General features: G+C 60.3%; 17 protein-coding genes. 5 read left to right on the forward strand and 12 right to left on the reverse strand.

Annotated features, from left to right (window positions below; genetic code table 11):
- Nucleotides 1–21: 21 nt before the first annotated feature.
- A complete protein-coding gene (locus ACZ500_RS17425) occupies nucleotides 22–561 on the reverse strand; it encodes an RsbRD N-terminal domain-containing protein (RefSeq protein ID WP_464228683.1) in 540 nt (179 codons plus the stop codon).
- Between the two features lie 378 nt (nucleotides 562–939).
- Here ACZ500_RS17425 and ACZ500_RS17430 point away from each other — a divergent pair, with 378 nt between their 5' ends.
- The 3 genes from ACZ500_RS17430 (at nucleotide 940) to ACZ500_RS17440 (ending at nucleotide 4,317) form a co-directional block, all read left to right on the forward strand.
- Complete coding sequence (locus tag ACZ500_RS17430; protein ID WP_464233076.1) at nucleotides 940–1,590, forward strand: succinate dehydrogenase/fumarate reductase transmembrane subunit; 651 nt, start codon at nucleotides 940–942, stop codon at nucleotides 1,588–1,590.
- A gap of 140 nt (nucleotides 1,591–1,730) precedes the next feature.
- Nucleotides 1,731–3,569 carry a fumarate reductase flavoprotein subunit gene (locus ACZ500_RS17435; RefSeq protein ID WP_464228684.1) on the forward strand — a complete coding sequence of 613 codons (1,839 nt, stop codon included), beginning with the start codon at nucleotides 1,731–1,733 and terminating at the stop codon, nucleotides 3,567–3,569.
- 4 nt (nucleotides 3,570–3,573) lie between these two features.
- On the forward strand, nucleotides 3,574–4,317 hold the full coding sequence (locus ACZ500_RS17440) for a fumarate reductase iron-sulfur subunit (protein ID WP_464228685.1): 744 nt from the start codon (nucleotides 3,574–3,576) through the stop codon (nucleotides 4,315–4,317).
- Between the two features lie 43 nt (nucleotides 4,318–4,360).
- On the opposite strand, the gene ACZ500_RS17445 is transcribed toward ACZ500_RS17440, so the two are convergent.
- From ACZ500_RS17445 to ACZ500_RS17495, 11 genes are all read right to left on the reverse strand, one after another.
- On the reverse strand, nucleotides 4,361–4,651 hold the full coding sequence (locus ACZ500_RS17445) for a hypothetical protein (protein ID WP_464228686.1): 291 nt from the start codon (nucleotides 4,649–4,651) through the stop codon (nucleotides 4,361–4,363).
- Nucleotides 4,648–7,044 (reverse strand): endopeptidase La, encoded by a 2,397-nt coding sequence (gene lon, locus ACZ500_RS17450; RefSeq protein WP_464228687.1) that lies wholly within the window; start codon nucleotides 7,042–7,044, stop codon nucleotides 4,648–4,650. The genes ACZ500_RS17445 and lon overlap by 4 nt, the downstream gene beginning before the upstream one ends.
- Nucleotides 7,045–7,096: 52 nt before the next feature.
- A complete protein-coding gene (locus tag ACZ500_RS17455; protein WP_464228688.1) occupies nucleotides 7,097–7,540 on the reverse strand; it encodes an Hsp20/alpha crystallin family protein in 444 nt (147 codons plus the stop codon).
- Nucleotides 7,541–7,567: 27 nt separating this feature from the next.
- Entirely contained in the window at nucleotides 7,568–8,857 is a 1,290-nt protein-coding gene (locus ACZ500_RS17460) for a citrate synthase (protein WP_464233077.1), read from the reverse strand.
- 51 nt (nucleotides 8,858–8,908) lie between these two features.
- Nucleotides 8,909–11,704 carry an Hsp70 family protein gene (locus ACZ500_RS17465; RefSeq protein ID WP_464228689.1) on the reverse strand — a complete coding sequence of 932 codons (2,796 nt, stop codon included), beginning with the start codon at nucleotides 11,702–11,704 and terminating at the stop codon, nucleotides 8,909–8,911.
- Nucleotides 11,694–13,550, reverse strand: a complete 1,857-nt coding sequence (locus ACZ500_RS17470) for an Hsp70 family protein (RefSeq protein WP_464228690.1) — start codon at nucleotides 13,548–13,550, stop codon at nucleotides 11,694–11,696. Before ACZ500_RS17470 ends, ACZ500_RS17465 begins: the two co-directional genes overlap by 11 nt.
- An 81-nt stretch (nucleotides 13,551–13,631) precedes the next feature.
- Nucleotides 13,632–14,381 carry a DUF2760 domain-containing protein gene (locus ACZ500_RS17475; protein WP_464228691.1) on the reverse strand — a complete coding sequence of 250 codons (750 nt, stop codon included), beginning with the start codon at nucleotides 14,379–14,381 and terminating at the stop codon, nucleotides 13,632–13,634.
- 10 nt (nucleotides 14,382–14,391) lie between these two features.
- Nucleotides 14,392–15,225, reverse strand: a complete 834-nt coding sequence (locus tag ACZ500_RS17480; RefSeq protein WP_464228692.1) for a 16S rRNA (uracil(1498)-N(3))-methyltransferase — start codon at nucleotides 15,223–15,225, stop codon at nucleotides 14,392–14,394.
- A gap of 220 nt (nucleotides 15,226–15,445) precedes the next feature.
- Nucleotides 15,446–16,342, reverse strand: coding sequence for a 50S ribosomal protein L11 methyltransferase (gene prmA, locus ACZ500_RS17485; protein ID WP_464228694.1), 897 nt, complete (start codon nucleotides 16,340–16,342; stop codon nucleotides 15,446–15,448).
- A 58-nt stretch (nucleotides 16,343–16,400) separates the two neighbouring features.
- Nucleotides 16,401–16,838 carry a Zn-ribbon domain-containing OB-fold protein gene (locus ACZ500_RS17490; RefSeq protein WP_464228695.1) on the reverse strand — a complete coding sequence of 146 codons (438 nt, stop codon included), beginning with the start codon at nucleotides 16,836–16,838 and terminating at the stop codon, nucleotides 16,401–16,403.
- 5 nt (nucleotides 16,839–16,843) lie between these two features.
- A complete protein-coding gene (locus ACZ500_RS17495) occupies nucleotides 16,844–18,010 on the reverse strand; it encodes a thiolase C-terminal domain-containing protein (RefSeq protein ID WP_464228696.1) in 1,167 nt (388 codons plus the stop codon).
- Nucleotides 18,011–18,390: 380 nt separating this feature from the next.
- Between ACZ500_RS17495 and ACZ500_RS17500 the strand changes: the two genes are divergently transcribed.
- Complete coding sequence (locus tag ACZ500_RS17500; protein ID WP_464228697.1) at nucleotides 18,391–18,774, forward strand: ArsR/SmtB family transcription factor; 384 nt, start codon at nucleotides 18,391–18,393, stop codon at nucleotides 18,772–18,774.
- Complete coding sequence (locus ACZ500_RS17505) at nucleotides 18,749–19,747, forward strand: MauE/DoxX family redox-associated membrane protein (protein WP_464228698.1); 999 nt, start codon at nucleotides 18,749–18,751, stop codon at nucleotides 19,745–19,747. The genes ACZ500_RS17500 and ACZ500_RS17505 overlap by 26 nt, the downstream gene beginning before the upstream one ends.
- Nucleotides 19,748–20,052: the final 305 nt, after the last annotated feature.

The following is a 20,052-nucleotide window of genomic DNA, read 5'->3' on the forward strand; positions in this document are numbered from 1 at the left end:
CTCCAATGACAATCCCGATGATTAGGCCGTTGTGTCCGATACCTGCCGATCCGATCCGGCAAACTTGGCATTGGCTCTTTCCAGTAACTTCCCCACCTCGTTTCGAACCTCCCTCACACGCAGCTCATGTAGATGCTGCCGACATGCCGTATAGATGTCAAAACCCTGCAGCGCCAAGGCATCGATCCGTTCCTCCATCTCCTGCAGGTCCGCCGAGGCCGCACCACCCGCGGACTTTGCGCCCTGCAGCTCCCTCCGGATGACCGGCTTGAGTTGAAAGAGAAAAACCAAAGCTCTGGAAGGGCTGAAATCCTGAACAGCCCGGATCCGTATGATCCGGTCCAGGCAGGCCGCGATCTCTTCAGCCGCCCCCCCCGAAACCAGATGATCATACAGCGCTTCCAGCTCTCCGCTCAGGGTCGAGCCGACGGGATTTGAAAACGGATCCTTCTGCCGGCGGAGGAAATCCCGTCCCTCCGGTTCATAGCTCTCGAAGAGGGCGTCTTGCCATCGCTTGACGATGGATGATCTTTTCTCGATTAGAAAAGCGGTCAGATGCATGAAGGTTTCCCTGTATTGAACTGCAAAAAGTATAACTCCCCGGAATCCGCGGATTCGGGGGGCTTCCGGATGCTCGACAATGATGGACGTCTATAGTCAACTTGCTGTGCCCTGTCAAGAAAAAAATTCGGGTGACTGAAGGGATTTTATTCAAGTATCGCAGATGATTACGAGCCATTTTGCCCGGTTTAGGGCCTGTCGTATGGTTCCGGCAAAGAGGCCGGGTCCGGCTTCGCGATTGCGGATAATGGTTGACAGACCGGCCTCTTTTCACCTAAAAGGTCAGAAACCGTGCGTTTGCATCCCCCCGTGCCGTACCTTGCCCCATTTCCCCAGGCCCCGCCGAGCGACGGGGACAGGCTGAGAACAGGAGGCGCCATGGCCATCGACACCACGATCTTCGTCCATTCCCCGGGGAGGATCCCCGCTTGTCTCGACCTGCTTCAGATGCTGACCGGTGCCGGTCTGGTCCTCTTCATGTGGAGCCATATGGTCCTCGTGGCCAGCGTCAACTTCGGAGCCGGCGCCATGAACGCCATCGCCCATTTCTTCGAGGCCACCTATATGGCCCAGGTCGGAGGCCCACTCATCGGCGCCACGTTCCTCATGCACTTCATCCTGGCTGCACGGAAGGTCCCTTTCAGGGTCGAACAGCAATCCGCCATCTGGAAGCACAGCCGCACGCTTCATCATCAGGACACCTGGCTTTGGCTGGTGCAGGTCGTGACCGCCATGATCATCCTGATCATGGGGGCCATTCACATGTGGACCGTCCTGACCGACCTTCCCATCACCGCCGTCAAGAGCGCCGCCCGCATCCAGGGAGGCTTCTGGCTGGTGTTTTATCTGATCCTCCTGCCGATGGTCGAACTGCACGTCGGCATCGGCTTTTACCGCATCGGCGTGAAATGGGGCTTTATTCAGCGCAGGAACCGCAAAGGCTTGAAAAAATTTGAAAATATCTTGACCGGTATTTTCGTGCTGATCGGCTTGATCACCATCATCCGCTTTTTGACCCTTTCGGTCTGACCCCCCGGAACGTCGCCCGCTTCCTCGATCGGGCGATTGGACGCCGATCGTCTGCCGGGCCCCGTTCGATGCCCGACCGGCGAAGGGCCTGTACGATTGCCGAGACAATACCGCTTAATGGTCATAAAGGAGTCCTGCCTGTGGAAACAGTATTGACCGATCTGCTGTGTATCGGTGCCGGCCTGGCCGGCGAACGGGTCGCCGTGGAGGTCGCCTCCCACGGATTCAGCACAATCTGCCTGAGCATCGTACCCCCGAGACGATCCCACTCTTCCGCGGCCCAGGGGGGTATGCAAGCGTCACTCGGTCACTGCGCCATGGGGGCGGGCGACTGCTCTGACGTGCATTTTCTGGACACGGTGAAAGGCTCGGATTGGGGGTGTGACCAGGAAGTCGCACGGCTATTCGTCGACACCGCGCCGATCGCGGTCCGCGAGATGGCCTTCTGGGGCATTCCGTGGAACCGCGTCGTTCCGGGAAAATCTTTCTATTACAAAGGCGGCCAGAAGCACGAGAAGGTCGAACCGGACGAACGGAAAGGGCTCATCACCGCGCGGGATTTCGGCGGAACCGCCAAATGGCGCACCTGCTACACCTCGGACGGCACCGGGCACACCCTTCTGTACACCATGGACAACAAGGTCGTGGAACTGGGGGTGACCGTTCACGACAGGGTCGAGGCCATCGCCTTGATCCACGACGGGGAAACCTGCACAGGTGCAGTGGCCCGCTGTCTTAAAACGGGGGACCTGCGGGTCTATCTCGCCAAGGCGACCCTGATCGCGACGGGCGGCTACGGAAGAATCTACCGCGAAACGACGAACGCCGTCATCAATGACGGATCGGGCGCCATCCTCGCTCTCGATACGCAGGTCGTTCCCATCGGCAACCCGGAGGCCATTCAATTTCACCCGACAGGCATCGTCCCGACGAATATACTCGTGACGGAAGGCTGCCGGGGTGACGGGGGAACCCTCCTGGACGTCAACGAGGAGCGCTTCATGCCGCAGTACGAACCCCAGAAGGCCGAACTCGCCTCGCGGGACGTGGTTTCACGCTGGATGACCCACCACATCCGCCAAGGGTTCGGTGTCAAGAGCCCATACGGCGATCACCTCTGGCTCGACATCCGCCATCTGGGCGCCCAACACATCAAAACGAAGCTGAGGGAGGTGGAGGAGATCTGTAACAACTTCCTCGGCGTCGACCCTGTCACCCAGCTCATCCCTGTACGCCCCGCGCAACATTACAGCATGGGCGGGGTTCGAACGAACAAGGACGGGGCCGTCTACGGTCTGACGGGCCTCTTTGCCGCCGGGGAGGCCGCCTGCTGGGACATGCATGGCTTCAACCGCCTGGGCGGCAATTCGCTGGCGGAGACCATCGTCGCCGGCAAGATCGTGGGGGAGAGAATCGCCGAATTTCTCGAGGGGTATGAAACCCAGTTCAGGACAGCGACGGTTCGCGACCGTCTATCCCATGAGGAGGACCGGATCCAACGGCTCCGCAACAGGGGTGCGGGAAAGGAGAATGCCTTCCAGGTGCGCGACGCCATGCAAAACGAACTGATGGAGCATGTCGGCATCTTCCGTAACGGCACGGATCTCCAAAAGGCGGTCGACACCCTGCAGGAAATCTATACCCGCGCGCAAAAGGTCGGGCTTCGCTCCAACGGCCTCGGGGCCAATCCCGAACTCGGTCTGGCGCTGAAGATCCAGGGGATGCTGCGGCTCGCCATCTGCGTCGCCTACGCGGCCCTGCAGCGCACCGAAAGCCGCGGATGCCATGCCAGGGAGGATTTTCCAGCTCGGAACGACCGCGACTGGCTGACCCGAACCCTGGCCACATGGCAGGAAGGGCGTGACCTTCCAACGCTCGACTACGAACCGGCCTCGAAGCTCTTCGATCTCCCCCCAGGCGAAAGGGGCTACGGCGTCTGCAAGATCATCAGCTGCGATGGGGAAATCATAGGAGATTGACACCATGGGAAGACGGCTCACCTTCAATATTTTCCGCTATAATCCGCAGGATCCCGCATCCTCGCCCCACACGGATCTCTTTCGCCTGGAAGAAACCGACAGCATGACCCTTTTTATCGCCCTCACGCGGATCCGGGAAGAGCTGGACCCCTCACTCCAGTTCGATTTCTGCTGCCGCGCCGGGATCTGCGGCTCCTGCGCCATGATCATCAACGGCCGTCCCGGCCTCGCCTGCAAGACACTCACCAGGGATCTGCCCGACGATATCACCCTGATGCCCCTGCCGGTCTTCAAGCTGATCGGAGATCTGTCCGTCGATACGGGCACATGGTTCAGGACCATGAACGAACGTATCGGCTCATGGATCCACACCGACAAGGCGTTCGACCCCGATGCCGAGGAAGAGCGGATGGAGAATCAGGTCGCCGAGGAGATCTACGAACTCGAGCGCTGCGTCGAGTGCGGATGCTGCGTTGCGGCCTGCGGCACCGCCAATATGCGAGAAGACTTTATGGGGGCGGTGGCGTTGAACCGCATTGCGCGGTTCATGCTGGATCCCCGGGACCAAAGAACACAGAAGGAATATTTTGACGTCATCGGGACCGACGAAGGCATCTTCGGGTGCATGGGGCTGCTGGGATGCGAGGATGTCTGCCCCAAAAACCTGCCGCTCCAGGATCAGCTCGGCATCCTGCGGCGCAAGATGGGCTGGACCGCAATCAAAAAACTGTTCCATTTCGTGAAATAGGGTCAGTCCTGCCGGCACTGCGCCGATATTGTCCGGCTGCCGATCAATGTCTTTCGACGATACGGCCGTCCCCGTCCAGAATGAACACGCCGAAGCCGTTCTGTCCGGCACGGGACTTCAAGTCGTCGAGCCGGATGGCTTGGGCCTCGTAGGTCATGCCCTTTCCCCGCGCAAGCCGGCCGAGCCCCATCAGGGCGGCGTCCTTTTCCGGAAAAGCCGGAATGAAGGAAATATTCACCTCAGCATCGACCTGCCCCAGAAACTGCTCCTGCCCTCCCGCACTCTGCACGATCACCCACACCCACCGGTTCGATGGCTCTTCCCGATCCGTCATCTTCCTTCCTCCTGAGGTGCCTGCTTCACCGTAGAAGCCTCGTGGGGGCGTTTCCCCGTCCCGTCCTTCATTTCCTCGAGCGCCAACGCAAGGACATCTTCCATTCGGTCAACCGGATGGAAGACCAGCTGTTTGCGGATCTTTTCGGGGATGTCGTCCAGATCGTGGCGGTTCCCCTCGGGGAGGATGATCTCTTTGATGCCGCTCCGGCTCGCCGCCAGGACCTTTTCCTTGATCCCGCCGACCGGCAGGACCATCCCCCGCAGCGTCACCTCACCCGTCATGGCGACCCGATGCCGCACAGGCCTTCCGGTCAGGAGAGAAGCCAACGCCGTCAACATCGTGACCCCGGCCGACGGACCGTCCTTGGGGATAGCGCCGGCAGGGACATGGATGTGAAAATCCCGCTCCGCAAAAAGCTCCTCTCCGATCCCGAAATGAGCCGTCTTCGACCTCAGGTAGCTCATCGCCGTGTGGGCGGACTCCTTCATCACATCCCCCAGCTGACCCGTAAGATTCAACGATTTCTTTCCTGGCATCATGGTCGCTTCGACAAAGAGGATGTCCCCGCCTGCAGGGGTCCAGGCCAGGCCTATGGCCACTCCGGGAACCGATGTCCTTTTGGCCAGGTCGAAAGTGAAACGCGGGTTCCCGAGGTACTCCTGCACCATCGCAGCCGAGATGTCGAAAAGCCCCTCGCTTCCTTCCGCCACCCCGCGCGCCACGGCCCTGCAGATTGCGCCGACCTCCCGCTCGAGGTTCCGCACCCCGGCCTCCCGGGTGTATTCCCGGATGATCTTCCGGACAGCCGGCGTCCGGAAAAGGATCCGCTCCCGTGTGAGCCCGTGCTCCTTCACCTGCCTGGGAATCAAAAATTTCCGGGCGATGTTGAGCTTTTCGTCTTCGGTGTAACCGGCCAGTTCGAGCACCTCCATGCGGTCCCGAAGGGGCGGAGGCACTGGATCCAGCTGGTTTGCCGTGGCAATGAACATGACCTTCGACAGATCGAATTCCACCTCCAGGTAGTGGTCGGAAAAGCTGAAATTCTGCTCGGGGTCGAGGACCTCAAGAAGCGCCGAGGAGGGATCCCCGCGAAAATCGGTCCCCACCTTGTCGATCTCGTCCAGGATGTAAACCGGGTTGTTGGAGCCCGCCCGTTTGATCCCCTGGATGATCCTGCCGGGCAGGGCGCCCACATAAGTTCGGCGGTGCCCCCGGATCTCGGCCTCGTCATGCACCCCGCCAAGGGAGGTTCGGACGAACTTCCGGCCCATAGCCGCGGCGATCGACCGCCCGAGGCTCGTCTTGCCCGTCCCCGGCGGACCCACCAGGCACAGGATCGGGCCCTTGTGGGCTGGATTCAGCTTCCGCACAGCCAGGTACTCGAGGATCCGCTTCTTGACCTTTTCGAGATTGTAGTGATGCCTGTTCAGGATCCGCTCCGCACGGCGTATATCCAGGGTCTCCTCCGTCCCCTCGTTCCAGGGCAGATCGAGGATCCAATCCAGGTAGGTCCGGGAAACGGTGTACTCGGAGGATGCGGGATTCATCCCGGAAAGCCTCCGCAGTTCTTTTTCCGCCACCGTCTTCACCGCCTCCGGGAGGTCCTTGCCTTCGAGCCGCTCCAGCAGTTCATCGATCTCGGAACCCTCATCCTCCCCCATTCCGAGCTCCTTCTGGATCGCCTTGAGCTGCTCCTTCAGATAGTATTCCCTCTGGTGCTGATCGATGCCCTTTTTCACCTGGTCCTGGATCTGGCGCCCCATCCTCTGCAATTCAAGATCTTCACTCAGATAGCGCGTGATCCGCTCGAGCCGGGTCTTGACATCCAGGGACTCGAGGATGTCCTGCTTCTTTTGGCGGTCGAGATTGAGCGTCGAAACGATCATATCCGCCAGGGAGCCCGGCTCTTCGATGTTCTTGGCAAGCTCGATCAGTTCGTCCGGCAGGTGGGGGGACAAATCCACGATCTCCTTGAACAGATTCATGATGCTCAAGGTCATCGCGTCCATCTTTTTCCCGCTGTGGCCGACATCTTCCAGCCGCTCCACCTCGGCCAGACTGTAATGTTCGCCCTGCTTGACAGCCTTGATCTGGACGCGCGCTAGGCCCTGGACCACAACGACGGTGCCCTCGTCCATCTTCGAGAGCTTCATGATATGGCATGCGGTCCCGATCCGCCGCACCTCCGGCACACCGGCGGCTTCTTCCTCCACCCCGTCTTTCATCATGACGGTCAGGACCATCTTATCCCCTTGGAGAGCGTCATCGACCAGCCGGCGATGCGCCTCTTCCCGGATGGCCAGAGGAACCACCATCCGGGGAAAGATCACGGCATCCTTCAGGGGAAGCACCGGCAAAGTATCCGGTATCTTTTTGTCCGAAAAATCCATCCATACCTCCTCAAAGAGGTCCATGGCCCCAGATTCGCGCCCCGACCAAGGATCAGTGATCCACTTCGATAAACCGTGGCAGCGGCATAGGACCCTTTTTCATCCGAACAGTCAGAAGACCCTCCGAAAAGGCGGCCTCGATCCGATCCCCGTCGACCCAGGCGGGTACGCGGAAGATCCGCTCAAAATTGCCATGCCCCATCTCGAGACGGTGGTAACGGGCGGGTACATCGCCCCCGTACAACTTCCTGAATCCAGCAACCCGGAGATAGTTTTCGAAAAAGGTCACTTCTATCTCCTCTTTGCGGACCCCGGACAGATTCACCAGCAGAACGATTTCTTCCGCTGTTTCATACAGGTCCGCCTCAGGCACCCAATCGGCGCTCGTGGCGTTCAGCACCGGACCCCGCAGATTCATGACCTCGTCCATCAGCCGATTGACCTTGTCGTGAAACTTCTCGGGGTTGCGGTCCATCCGAACCTTCAAAAGATACATGGGGATCTCCTCCCTGCGAGGTTTACCCTATTCCCGGTCCTTGATTGGAACATATTCCCTTTCCCGTAGGCCCACGTAAACCTGGCGCGGCCGATGAAGCTTCCATTTGGGGTCGTCCACGCTTTCCTTCCACTGGCTGATCCAGCCCGGCAGCCGTCCGATGGCGAACATGACCGTGAACATGTTCAAAGGAATACCGAGGGCCCTCAACACGATCCCGCTGTAAAAATCGACGTTCGGGTACAGATTGTGATCGATGAAATAGGGGTCGTTGACAGCCACCTCCTCGAGCGTATTGGCGATATCCAGAAGCGGGTCGTTCAGATTGAGCTTTTCCAGGATGCGATCGCACATGGCCTTCATGATCTTGGCCCGCGGATCGTAGGTCTTGTAAACACGATGCCCGAAACCCATCAGTCGGAAAGGGTCGTTGCGGTCTTTGGCCCGCAGGATGAACGGGGCTGGATCGCCCCCCGCCGTATAGATCTGATTCAGCATCTCGATCACCGCCTGGTTGGCGCCCCCGTGCAAAGGCCCCCAGAGGGCGCAGATCCCGGCAGAGATGGCTGCAAAGAGATTCACTCGTGCACTTCCGACCAACCGGACCGCCGCCGTCGAGCAGTTCTGTTCGTGGTCGGCGTGCAGGATCCAGAAAACATTCAACGCCTGTACAATATCGTCGTCAAGGACATAGGGTTTGACCGGCGAATCGAACATCATATTGAGAAAATTCGCGCAATAACTGAGATCATGCCGCGGATAGACCACCCTGTGCCCCCGCGAGATCTTGTAGGAGGCGGCCGCCATCGTCCGCACCTTCGAAAGCAGGCGCGCGAACGTGATGTTGATCTCCTCCTCTTCGCCGCGCTCCGGGAGTTCCGGGTAAAAGGCCCGCAAGGCATTCACCATCGAGGAAAGGATGCCCATCGGGTGCGCCCGGCGGGGAAAGTTCTCGAAGAACGCCCGCATATCCTCATGCACAAGGGAATGGTCATTCAACATGACCGAAAACCGCGTCAACTCATGGCGTGTGGGTAATGTTCCGTTGATCAGCAGATAGGCCGTCTCGACGAAGCTCGACCGTTCGGCCAGTTGTTCCACCGGAATTCCACGATAGCGCAGGACGCCTTTTTCACCGTCCATGAAGGTAATGCTGCTTTCGCAGCTGCCGGTATTGGCATACCCGGGATCGAGGGTGATCAGGCCGGTTTCCTTCCTGAGATGTGAGATGTCCAGGGCCTTTTCCCCTTCCGTTCCACGGACGATGGGCAATTCGAACGTCCTGCCGCCCACAATGAGTTTGGCCGTTTCCTGCATGCTGTTCTCCTCGTCGTCTTCCATCATGAATCGGTCCCCTTCTTCTCTCCATCACCCCTGGTGCAGCCGGATTCCCGCAGGTAGAGCCTCGCCGAAAAGGGCTTCCTCCTCCTGCTCGGCCAACGGAATCACCTCCCGGAGGCATCGGATCCAATCGGAGGCCCAATCGTGAGGCTCCAACCACGCGGTCATGCGTGCGATGACGTCCGGGTCCAGGTCTCTCGTCCGGTCCCCGGTCAATCGACCCATCTGGGCCAAAGCCGCGCCGACCGGTTTCGGATTCCGCCAGGCCGAAGCGAGGATCGTATCGACCACTGCAGCGACCGCCTTCGGTGGGACGACACGATCCACCGGGCCGTAAAGAGGCTCCCTGGCCGTGATCCGCGCCAGCGCCCACCAATACTGCGGCTTGACGCTCTTCGGGTTGAATCCATCGAGCAGGGCGCGAGCCCAGAACTCCTTATCGGGGATCGCCAACCGTTCCATATTGGCCAAGGCCATCCACAACTCGAGGTGCTCCTGGGACGGCAGTTTCTTCTGGTCCTTCTTTTTCTTGGGACGAACGAGCGCCGCAAAATCGATCGCCACCTGCCGCTGCTGGGCGACCGTCAGGCCCCCGGCCAACCTCCGCCAGAGGCACCACCATTCCGGGCGCACCTGCGGGTGATTTGCATGGAAGGGCCCCCGGTTGTAGAACCGCCAGACCTTCTGCAGCCGGTGCTCGTCCAGGGCATCCCCAAATCCGGGTCGCAGGCAGAACCCCAAAAGATTGAGCCAGCGGGCTTCATACTCGGGGCTCCTCTCCCTGGCATCGGGGCATTCCATCAAGGCGTCGGCGAAACGACGGATGACGCTGAGGGGCCAACGATCCTTCGATTTGCCGATCTGCTCTTCCAGCGTCTTCACCAGGCGCTCCGGCGCCGGGCCCTCGCCCCTGCCCGCAAAGGTCTCCCGGATGACACCCAGTGCCTCCTCTACGATAGACTCCTCGAGAAAGGCATGGTCCGCCACCGGCATCGCGGCATCCGCGTCGCGCAACTGAAACTGGAGGCGCCACCGATGCTCGGTCAGAAGCGATCGGCACCAGATGGCCAAGGTTCCCATCTCTGTATAGGAGGCCTCCACCTGAACGGGGAGGGCCGTTTCCCGCCCCTTTTTCCCGAACTGGATCACCGTGCGTATCGGCGGAAGCGCCGTCAGGGTTTCGTCCACATCGATGACGTCCCCCACATGATCGCCCGTACGGAAGCTCGAACTGAAAAGTTGAAAATGTACCGGCTGATTGGCCAATACCTCGAATCTCCGGTCCGGAACCCGGATGTCGGCCCCCTCGTGCATACCCCGCTCGATGAGGCAGATCGCCTTCCCGCCCGCGCTCTCCTGCGCCCCGCTCCCGGACGCCGCGCCAAGCCCCAGATAGTAAGCGCGCGGGCTTCCGCTGCCCACACGGACGCCGTGCCCGGCCTTGACCAACCCGTAATAGGACGCACCGATGGCAACGGCCAGATCGAGGTGCGGGTTCTCGAGCACCCGCGGCACACCCTCATCCACCAGGCGGAACCGGGACCGAATCGCCTGACGGATCCGGTCGCGGATGATCCCGGGTTTCAGTGCTCCGCCGTTGAAGAGGATCAGATCCGGATAGGGCATCTCACGCTCGGACGCCTGAGCGATATCCTGCCTATGCCGTTCGAGAAAACGGATCAGGTGCCGTGTAACCGCCGGATCCTGGGCATAGGGAAGACCGAGTTCGGTCATGCCCCGGCGCTGCCGCTCGGAGAGGTCCTCATCGGGGGTGACCAGCGGAAAGAATCCGTCCAGAATCAGATGCTCGACCTCTTCCCGCTCCAGCGCGGTGGTCAATGTGCCGCCGATAACCCGCCGGCCTTCGCCGACCAGGGTGATATCGCGAGACTCCGCATCCCCACTCAGGATCTCTTCCTTGGCCATTCGGCATCGATGACAAAGGGCCTGCCAGCGGTGCAGCTGAAGCGGAGCCGTCTTCCCCCCGCGCTGCATCCGGCCTTCAGCGAGGCGGGCCAGGGCGAGGTCCATGTTGTCCCCTCCGAGGATGAGGTGATCACCCACCGCGATTCTCTCGAACTCGGGGACCCCCTCCTTTTCCCGCAGGGTGATGAGCGTAAAATCGGTGGTGCCCCCGCCGACGTCGCAGACCAGCACGAGTTCCCCGGGATGGACCTGTTCATGCCAGTCGGCCTCGTGACGGACCAGCCAGCTGTAGAAGACGGCGAGGGGCTCTTCGAGCAACAGAAATTTCGGTATGCCGGCGCTCTCCGCCGCCTCGACCGTGAGGTCCCGCGCCACCTCGTCGAAAGAGGCCGGCACGGTCACGACCACGCTCTGATCTTCGAGAAGGAGGGCCTCGTCCTTGCCGTTGCGGTGGTTCCATGCCTCCCGGATATGCCGCAGATAGGCAGCGGTGGCGGCGACCGGCGAGACCCGCGGCAGGCCTTCATCGACGCCCCATGGCAGAACGGCGGCCCTGCGATCCACCCTGCCGTGGCAGAGCCAGCTCTTGGCCGACGAAACCAGCCGCTTCGGCACCCTGGCACCCTGTTCGCGCGCAAAGAGACCGACAAAACCCTCCGCAACGGGCGTGGACCACGGCAAGCGGACAGCCTCCGGATCGATTTCGTGTCCGCCCGGGAGGTACAGAAACGAGGGAAGGATGTCCTGGGAGGACACCTCCCCCGGGGCGTTCAGCTGCGGGATGGAGAACAGGCGGATGGCCGCCGGCAGACGTTCGCCGCTCTCCAGGTCCACATAAGAGACCGCTGAATTGGTGGTTCCGAGATCGATCCCGACGATGAAGCGCTTATCGACCATTTTCCTGATCTGCGTGTTCCCTGACGTTGAATGCCAGTCTGAACCGGCCGCCACCCTCCTGGGCCAGACACCAGACCTCGAGCGCACCTACCTCGGTGGCCCTGACCTGCAGAACGACCGGGACGATCGTTCCCGGCTCCCCATCCAAAACCGTCTCGAGGGTCGTCAAGGTTTCGATTTCAGCTTCCCAATCTTCCACGATGGTCCCGGCGGTGTCCTGACGTCGCGTCAGCGAACCGAGGAAGTCGAACCGGACCGGCTCGCCTACCACCAGCCCGAAGATCTTCCCCTCGAGCGTCACCTCCGTGCCTTCCTCCATGCCGAAAGGCGCCAGACACAGGGCCTTCTGCGGGGTAGGCATCCCCGGGACGGCGGGCAGCGCGGCCTCGACGCCGATATAATAACTCCGACCGAGGCCGCCTCTGATCCGGATGCCCCTTCCACGCCGCGCCAAACCGTAGTAAGCCGCCCCCCTCGCCACGGCGAGGTCGAGATCCTCGCTCGGCAGCTCGCGCACCCCATCGGTCTCCGACCCCCAGGACCGAAGCACATCGAGGATCCGCCGGCGCAGGATCGCCGCCTTCATGACGCCGCCGTTGAAGAGCACCGCCGTCGGCAAAAGCCGTTCCGAGCCTCCGCCCACCTCCGACGCCCCGGCGCGGCGCAGAAACACGGCCAGGTGATGCGTGACAGCCGGATCGGCAGCATAGGAGAGCCCGAGTTCCCGCATCCCTGTGCGGACCGTGCTCCGCGGCTCGGCCTCCCGCTTGCAAAGGCCGAAGAAGCCTTCCATGAGGATCTGGTTTACCTGTGCGCGATCGAGGTAGGTCGTGAGGGTCCCTCCAATCAGGCTCGACCCTCGGCCGAGCACGGTTACCGGGACCTTTTCCTCTCCCTCTTCGGTGAGCAGTTTTTCCTTCGCCGACCGGCAGGCCGACCAGAGACCGCGCAGCTGGTAGGCATTCAACTTACGCCCCTGCTCGGTCATAGACCGCGATACGACGTGCGCGAGGGTCAGGTCCATGTTGTCCCCGCCCACCAGCAAATGCTCCCCGACGGCGATCCGATCCAGCACGAGTTCGCCGCTATCCTCCGACACCCGGATGAGACTGAAATCCGTGGTTCCGCCCCCGACATCCACCACCAGTACAAGGTCTCCCTTTCGAACCCGCTTCCGCCAACCGTCCTGTGAGGCCTCGATCCAGGCGTAGAACGCGGCCTGGGGCTCCTCCAACAAGACAATCCGATGGAGACCCGCCAGACCGGCTGCCTCGACGGTCAAATCACGCGCCACCGCGTCGAACGATGCCGGGACCGTCAGAAAAACCTCCTGGTTCTCAAGGGAAAGCCTCTCGTCCCCCCTGGCAAACCCATGGTTCCAGGCCTCACGGATATGCGAGAGGATGGCGGCCTCGGCCGCCACCGGCGACAGTTTCCGGACGTCCTCAAGCCCCTCCCAGGGCAGGATGGACGCGCGGCGATCCACGCCGGTATGGCACAGCCAGGATTTGGAAGACGCTATCAGCCGGTGCGGAAGCTCCGCGCCGCGGTCACGCGCAAATTCGCCGACAGCCAGGTCGCCATCGGGGTTCCAGGGCAATGAAAGGGCCCCCGCAGGCACATCGTGGGGCCCCGGCACAAGCACGAAGGACGGCAGAACGGGCCGCTCGGCAACGGATCCCGGCCCGACCAGCTGCGGAATCTTGAAGACACGAATCTCCGGGAGTTCCGACCCTTCGGCCTCCGCCTCCGTGTAGGCAACGACACTGTTGGTTGTCCCGAGATCGATGCCGACAATGTAGCTCGGCTTCTCCAAATCTTTATTCCCTTTCAGCTTCCTAGACATATCGGGCTGAAGCCGCCTTCTCCCGGCCCCGCGAAATATCCCCCTGAAAACTCGAGATTTTCGCCCCTCTGCCTGCTTATCCTACTGCAGTTCGACCTCTGCAGGGGCAATAATCCCGGGATCCTGCGCCCCCGAAAGCGTCGGCAGATCCAAGCGCGCGGCGCGCCAGCCCCGATGCTGCAGGACGCCCGAAAAGGGGGGATCCCCGGTGACATTTCCGGTGAGCTTGATGGATCCGGCGTCAAAACCCGCCTGCACCGTGACTTGCTCCCCCTCTTCGCGGTCCATCACCGGGGCGAGCGCCAGATGCTTCCGCAGAACCTTCCGGCAACTCTCCTGGATGCTCCTGACCGCCGCGCCGATCTGCGCGTCATCATAGGCAGCGAGATCCTCGCTCAGGAAGTCGACCAGGCGGCCCTCCCGCTGCAGCAGGGCCAAGACCTGAAGCGCGCGCCGTACAGCCATTTCCTTTGTTTCCTTGGCCGATTCAGGCTGAGGCACCGCCTCCGATGGACGCTCCGCCCGACCCCGTTTCCCGGCGGCCGGGGCCGCAGGCCGCCATTCGGCGAGGTGGCGCCCCACCGCCCCACCGATGCAGAGGCGAAGAAAGATTCCGGTCGCAAGAATACCACCCGCCAATACCGCCCCGAGGACCAACCTGGCATCCCAAAGGGATTTCAGCACCGTCTGTTCTTCCATCACGGCACCAGCCTTCAGGCTTTCAAGGACCCACCACCCTCCGGCAACCATGCCTGCCGTCAACAGTAAAAACCAGAGCACGATCCATCCGGTGATGGATCGCGACAAACGTCGGGTTATCTCCTCGCTCATGTCTTCTCCTTCATGCATCCGGACGGCCGCGCCATGGATTTTTTCCGTCCCGCCCGGCTTCATCCACCTGCGAATCGGCTTCGTCTCCGAGATCGCCCCACTCGACCTGTACGATCCCGACGAACAGCATCCCGGCCGTCTCGGCCCTCAGGATACGGCTTCCGATGCCAAGCGGGACAAACCCGCATGCCACAGCCTCCTCGGCTTCCCGCCTCGAAAAACCGCCCTCGGGACCGACCATGCCGATAAAACGTGGCGGCGGGGCGGCAGAGCGCAGAAAAGCCTTGAGGTTCCGCCTTCCACCCATCTTCTCCCACAAGATTCCTTTCAAGGCGGTTTCATCCCTGTACCGCGCCAGAAGATCAGCGAAGCTATGCGGCGGATCGAGCTCGGGGGGACGATCCCCGCCCGATTGGGTCGTGGCCATGCGGGCGATTTCGCGCCATCTGCGGACCTTGTTCGCGCTCCTCGCCCCGGTCAGATCGACCACTGTCCTTTCGGAGAAAAAGGGGACGATCCTGCAGACGCCCAGCTCCGTCGTTTTCTGGATCACCCAGTCCATCCGCTGCGACTTCAGCACTGCCTGGCAGAGGACCACCTCGATCAGCGGGGCGGGGGCAGAGGGGAACACCTCTTCCAACAGAACGCTGACTTCTTGCGGGTTCACTGAAACGATCCGCCCGAGGGCCTTCCGGCCGTCTTCGTCGACCAGCAGGAGACGGTGCCCCTCACCCATCCGGAGCACCCTTTGAATATGCCTCGCTTCCGGCCCGGAGACCTTGCACATCCCGGAATCCGGATCGATCTTCTTGACAAAGAAACGCCTGAGACTCCTATCGGACATCCATGACGTCTCCATCGCGCCGGCGGCAGCAGAACAACCTAGTTTCCATCCGGAAATGGTCTTTTTGACCAATCTCGGCGTCAATTTGCACGTTTGCTTGCGCGGCGACCTGCAGGTCGCCTCCGCACAAACGCTTGATTTCCTTGATATCGGCCAAAAATCCTCATTTCAGGATTGGAAACTTTGCTGCGCCGGATGCCCTTTTCCGGGTGGAAACAACCTAGAGCACCGCCTCGGCCCTGCACAGGAGGCACCCCCACTCATCCTGAAGGAGGGTATCCCGCACGGTGAGGCCGTGATCCGTCAAGGCACGGGCAACCTCGTCCAACTGCGAATCCAGAAGCCCTGAAAGAATCAGGAGGCCGTCACGCGCCAGAATCCGAGGGAAATGCGGCAACAGCCGCATGATCTCACCGAGGATCAGGTTTGCGGCCACCACGGAAAAGGCCTCGGCACATGCCTCTACCGGCGACCCTGAAAGAATGATTTTCTCCTGCACCTGATTGAGTTCGAGGTTTCTCGCAGCCCAAGCCAGGGCATCGGCATCCACATCCAGGGCAAGGATGCGCTCCGCGCCCAGCACGGCCCCGTAAATGGCCAAGAGACCGCTCCCGGTGCCCAAATCCAGCATGGACCACGACCCATGGGAGGAAACCCTCTCCAAGGCCCTCAGGCACATCTGCGTCGTGGGGTGTTGGCCGGTCCCGAAGGCAAGCCCTGGATCGATCCGGATGATATGACCGGGCTCTCCAGCCGCATCGGTTTCCCAGGCCGGCAGGATCAACAGGTTGGGCGTAATGCGGGTAGGATGGAAAAAGCGGCGCCAGGCAAGGGACCAATCCTCGTCCGCTATTCGATGCCAAGCCCACACGGGGGTTTCCATCCGATGGAAAACGCGCGTCAGTTCCCCGAGAAAAAGATCCGTCCTGGACGTGATATCTTCCGGGTCTGAGTCAAACGTGAAATAGGCCCGCAAGGATTGGTCCTCGAAATCCTCCGTAACGATCCCGGTACAACCCAAATCGAAGAGGAAGGCACTCAGAGCCTCGCGGGCAACAGGATCGATACGAAAGGACAGTTCAATCCATTCCTTACGATGCGCAGCTTCCTCGCTCACAGGCCCTCTCTGTTTCTCTCAGGGAGACCCCCATCAGCGGGAGCCTCCCTGATGCCGATCAGGCCTTGTGAAAGACGTAGTTCAGCTGGCCGTTCGGCAGGTGGTTCACCTCAGTCCGCATGGCCATGCCGACCTGGATCTCCCCGTCGGGGATATCGGATGCAATCCTCCCGAAGACCTTGTAATCACCGTAATCCAGAAGAGCAATAGCGTAGGGCAGATCGTCCCCGAAGCCTACCGGTGCATACTCGAGCTTGCTGTAACTCACGAGGTTTCCGGTGCCCGCAACCTCGAACCACTCCATCTCCCCTCCGAGGCACTTGTAGCAATCCGCCCGGGGCGGGAAAAACATGAGCCCGCAGCCCTTGCACCGCGTTCCCATAACCTTGCCCTGTTCCAGGTAGTCGATGAAATCGTTGACCTTCGTGATGGAGGTAAAGCTTACCGTCCCGAACTTCTTGAATCGATCGTCTATTTCTTTTTTCTGTCCCGCCATGTCCTTTACCTCCCCAGAATGGTGACATTGCCATAAAGGCCGACACCGCCGATATTGTGGACAAGGCCGATTTCGGGATCCTTGACCTGCATCGGCCCCGCCTCGCCCCTCAACTGCAATACGATGGTTCGGAGCTGCGAACCTCCTGTGGCGCCGATCGGATGCCCCTTGGACAGGAGTCCGCCGTCAACGTTGACCGGAATGCTTCCTTCCTTATAGGTTTCCTTGCCACGGATCAAATCCTTGCCCTCGCCGGGCTTGGCGAAGCCAAGGTTCTCGTAGGCCATCATCTCCGCGATGGTAAAACAGTCGTGGACCTCTGCTACATCGATATCCTTGGGGCCCACTCCGGCCATCCTGTATGCCTGCTCACCCGCCTGCTGGGCAACCGTCAGACCCGTAAACAGATCCCTTCCGGCCAGATTCACGGCCGTGGAGGCGCTGCCGACGCCCAGAATCCAGACCGGCTTCTTGCAGAAGGCCTTTGCCTTCTCCTCGTTCGCGACGATCACGCAAGAACTGCCGTCCGCATTCGCACAGCAATCCCCGACGCGCAAAGGGCTGGCCACCGGTGAGGCCATCGGGCTCTTGGGATCTGAAAACATCTCGAACGTTACAGGCTTGCGATAGACCGCCTTTTCATTGATCTGTCCGTAGGTGGCCGCCTTGACGCGAATCAGGGCCAGATCCTCGGATGTCGTCCCGTATTTGGCCATATGGGCGCGGGCATACATGGCATAATAGGCCGGCATCATGGTCCCGAAAGGACTTTCCCACTGGATGTCGGCGCCCCTCCCCATCCGCTCCTGGGACTCGGCCGAAGAGATCTCCGACATCTTCTGAAACCCGACAACCGCCACCACATCATGCAGCCCGGATTCCACGAGGGCATAGGCGACCTTCAGGCCCATACTGCTCGACGAACACAGACTCTCGAGGTAAAAGGTCGGCTGCGGAGTCAGGCCGAAATATTCGGCCAGAACCCCCGCCGGTGAACGCTGCTTGTCGTACTCAGGCGCCGAGCAGACGACGGATGCGTCGATGTCCTTCGTACTGATCTGCGCATCCCGCATGGCATCCTTGAAGCCTTCAAAGGCCAGTTCCCTGATGGAACCCGGATAACCTCTGACGAAGGCGCTCTGTCCCACTCCGATAATCGCTACTTTTCCCATAAATGACCTCCCGTAGAATCGTCGGCCTTCCGGCCGTCCATAAAAGAATTGATCGGCGCTGCCAAGAAAGACTTCCCGTTACCCCAAAACCGATTCAGAAAAACCGATCGCCGGGCGGCGGATTTCTGAAACCGATTTTTGTCGGTGCCGATTATTCCTTTTTACTGAAATATAGTAGTATAGAAGAGGGTGTTCAGAGGGTCAAGAAAAATGCTGAACACCTTGAAGACCGTCCCGGGTCCAGCCATCGCCTTCCATACCCCATGGTGCCGGACCCGGGTCGAAAGAACCGATCGAAGCCATGCCCATGCCGTTTGCTGTTGACTCCCATCGCTTCGCTGACTACATTTTTGGTCAACCATCCCACAGGAGATCCCACCATGAAAATGTTCATCAGGGTCATGAAGGCCTTGTCAGACGTGAATCGGGTCAAGATCCTCAAGATGCTCGAACACCGTCAAATGTGTGTATGCGAGATACAGGCAGCGCTGCGCATCAGCCAGCCAACGGTCTCGAAACACTTGAAGATCCTCGCGGAGGCCGAACTCGTGGACTCCCGCAAGGATGGCCTGTGGGTCAACTATTTTCCGGCAAAGGACAACACCAATCCCTTTGCCGAGACCATGCGCAGAAACCTTGCGCATTGGCTGAACGAAGAACGGGAAATCGCCGACATCACCGCTCGCCTGCCCCTAATTCGGCGCGAGGATATCTGTCAGCTGAGGAGCATTGGCACCCATGGGAAACGGGAAACCTGCCCCTGATCATTCCTCCACCCGAATCTCCCGGCCGGATCCCCTGGAGAGAAGAGACCGCGCCGCCGTTCGGACTGCACGCCTCTTCCTTGGAGGGCTTCTGATCTATGCTGCAATCGACAAGATTCTGCACCCCTCCGCATTCGCCGAAGTCATCTTCAACTATCATATCCTGCCCGAAAACCTGATCAATCCGACCGCTATCGCCCTTCCCTCTTTCGAGCTGGTCCTCGGGGTCCTGCTGATCTTGGGACACTGGCTGCCCGGAGGAGCTTTGCTCTCGAGCGTCCTCCTCAGCGTGTTTTTCCTCGCCGTGACCTTCAATTTTGCGCGCGGCCTCAACATCGATTGCGGATGCTTTACATCGTCCACGGCGACCACCAGCCAAGCGGATATGGTGTGGTACATCATACGGGACGCCCTCTTCCTGATCCCCGCCTTCTTTTTGCTGTACCGGACGAGACATTCGGCCGAAGGCGCCGCTTCCCGGGAAGAATCCCGGGGTTCTTTCCAACGCCGTGCCCTGCTGCAAAGCGTTGCCATCCTCCTGCTTTCAGCCGCGTTCGCCTGGTGCGTCAACAGCCTGCGCCCAAATCCCCTCCCGGTTGGAGGCGAATGGTCGCCAGGTTCCCGGCTGCAGCTCGAAAACGGCGAAATCCTCGCCATCTCGCTCGAAGAGGCTGAACAGGCGTTTGCAAACGGTGCAGCCGTCTTCGTAGATGCGAGGTCAACCGATGCCTACCTACACGGTCATATATTGGAAGCCGTCAGCCTCCCCTGGGAGCAGTTCGATATCCTTTTCGAACCGATCATGGGCCCGATCCCTTCCGAGGCGTTGATCATCACGTACTGCGACAGCGAAACCTGCGGTCTGGGAATCGCCCTGGCGCGCGCACTCCGTGCCCGAGGGTACCGGAATGTGCGGGTCCTGATAAACGGCTGGTCGCTTTGGAAGGCGCAGGACCTTCCAACCGAACCTTAATGGGAGTAGGGCCACGCAGGACCACCGCCAAAGACCCATAGCCAGGAAAGGCAATTTCTCAGCCCACATCACAAGCAGCTTTTTCATCGAGAAACGCTCGGCCCGGCCAAGAAGATCCCTCCTGATGAATGAAAAAACGGCAGGGCTTATTGGGTATCGATTGAGATATTTTTATTTTGACAAACGCGGCTGAAGGCTTATATTTCCATATAGCAATATAATCATATTGTAAAATTTTTCAGAAAATGCCCTTCTCATTCTATTTTGCCGGATATTTGAGGTTTCCACCTTAAAACCATCGCCAT

Source organism: Desulfatiglans parachlorophenolica (assembly GCF_055394735.1).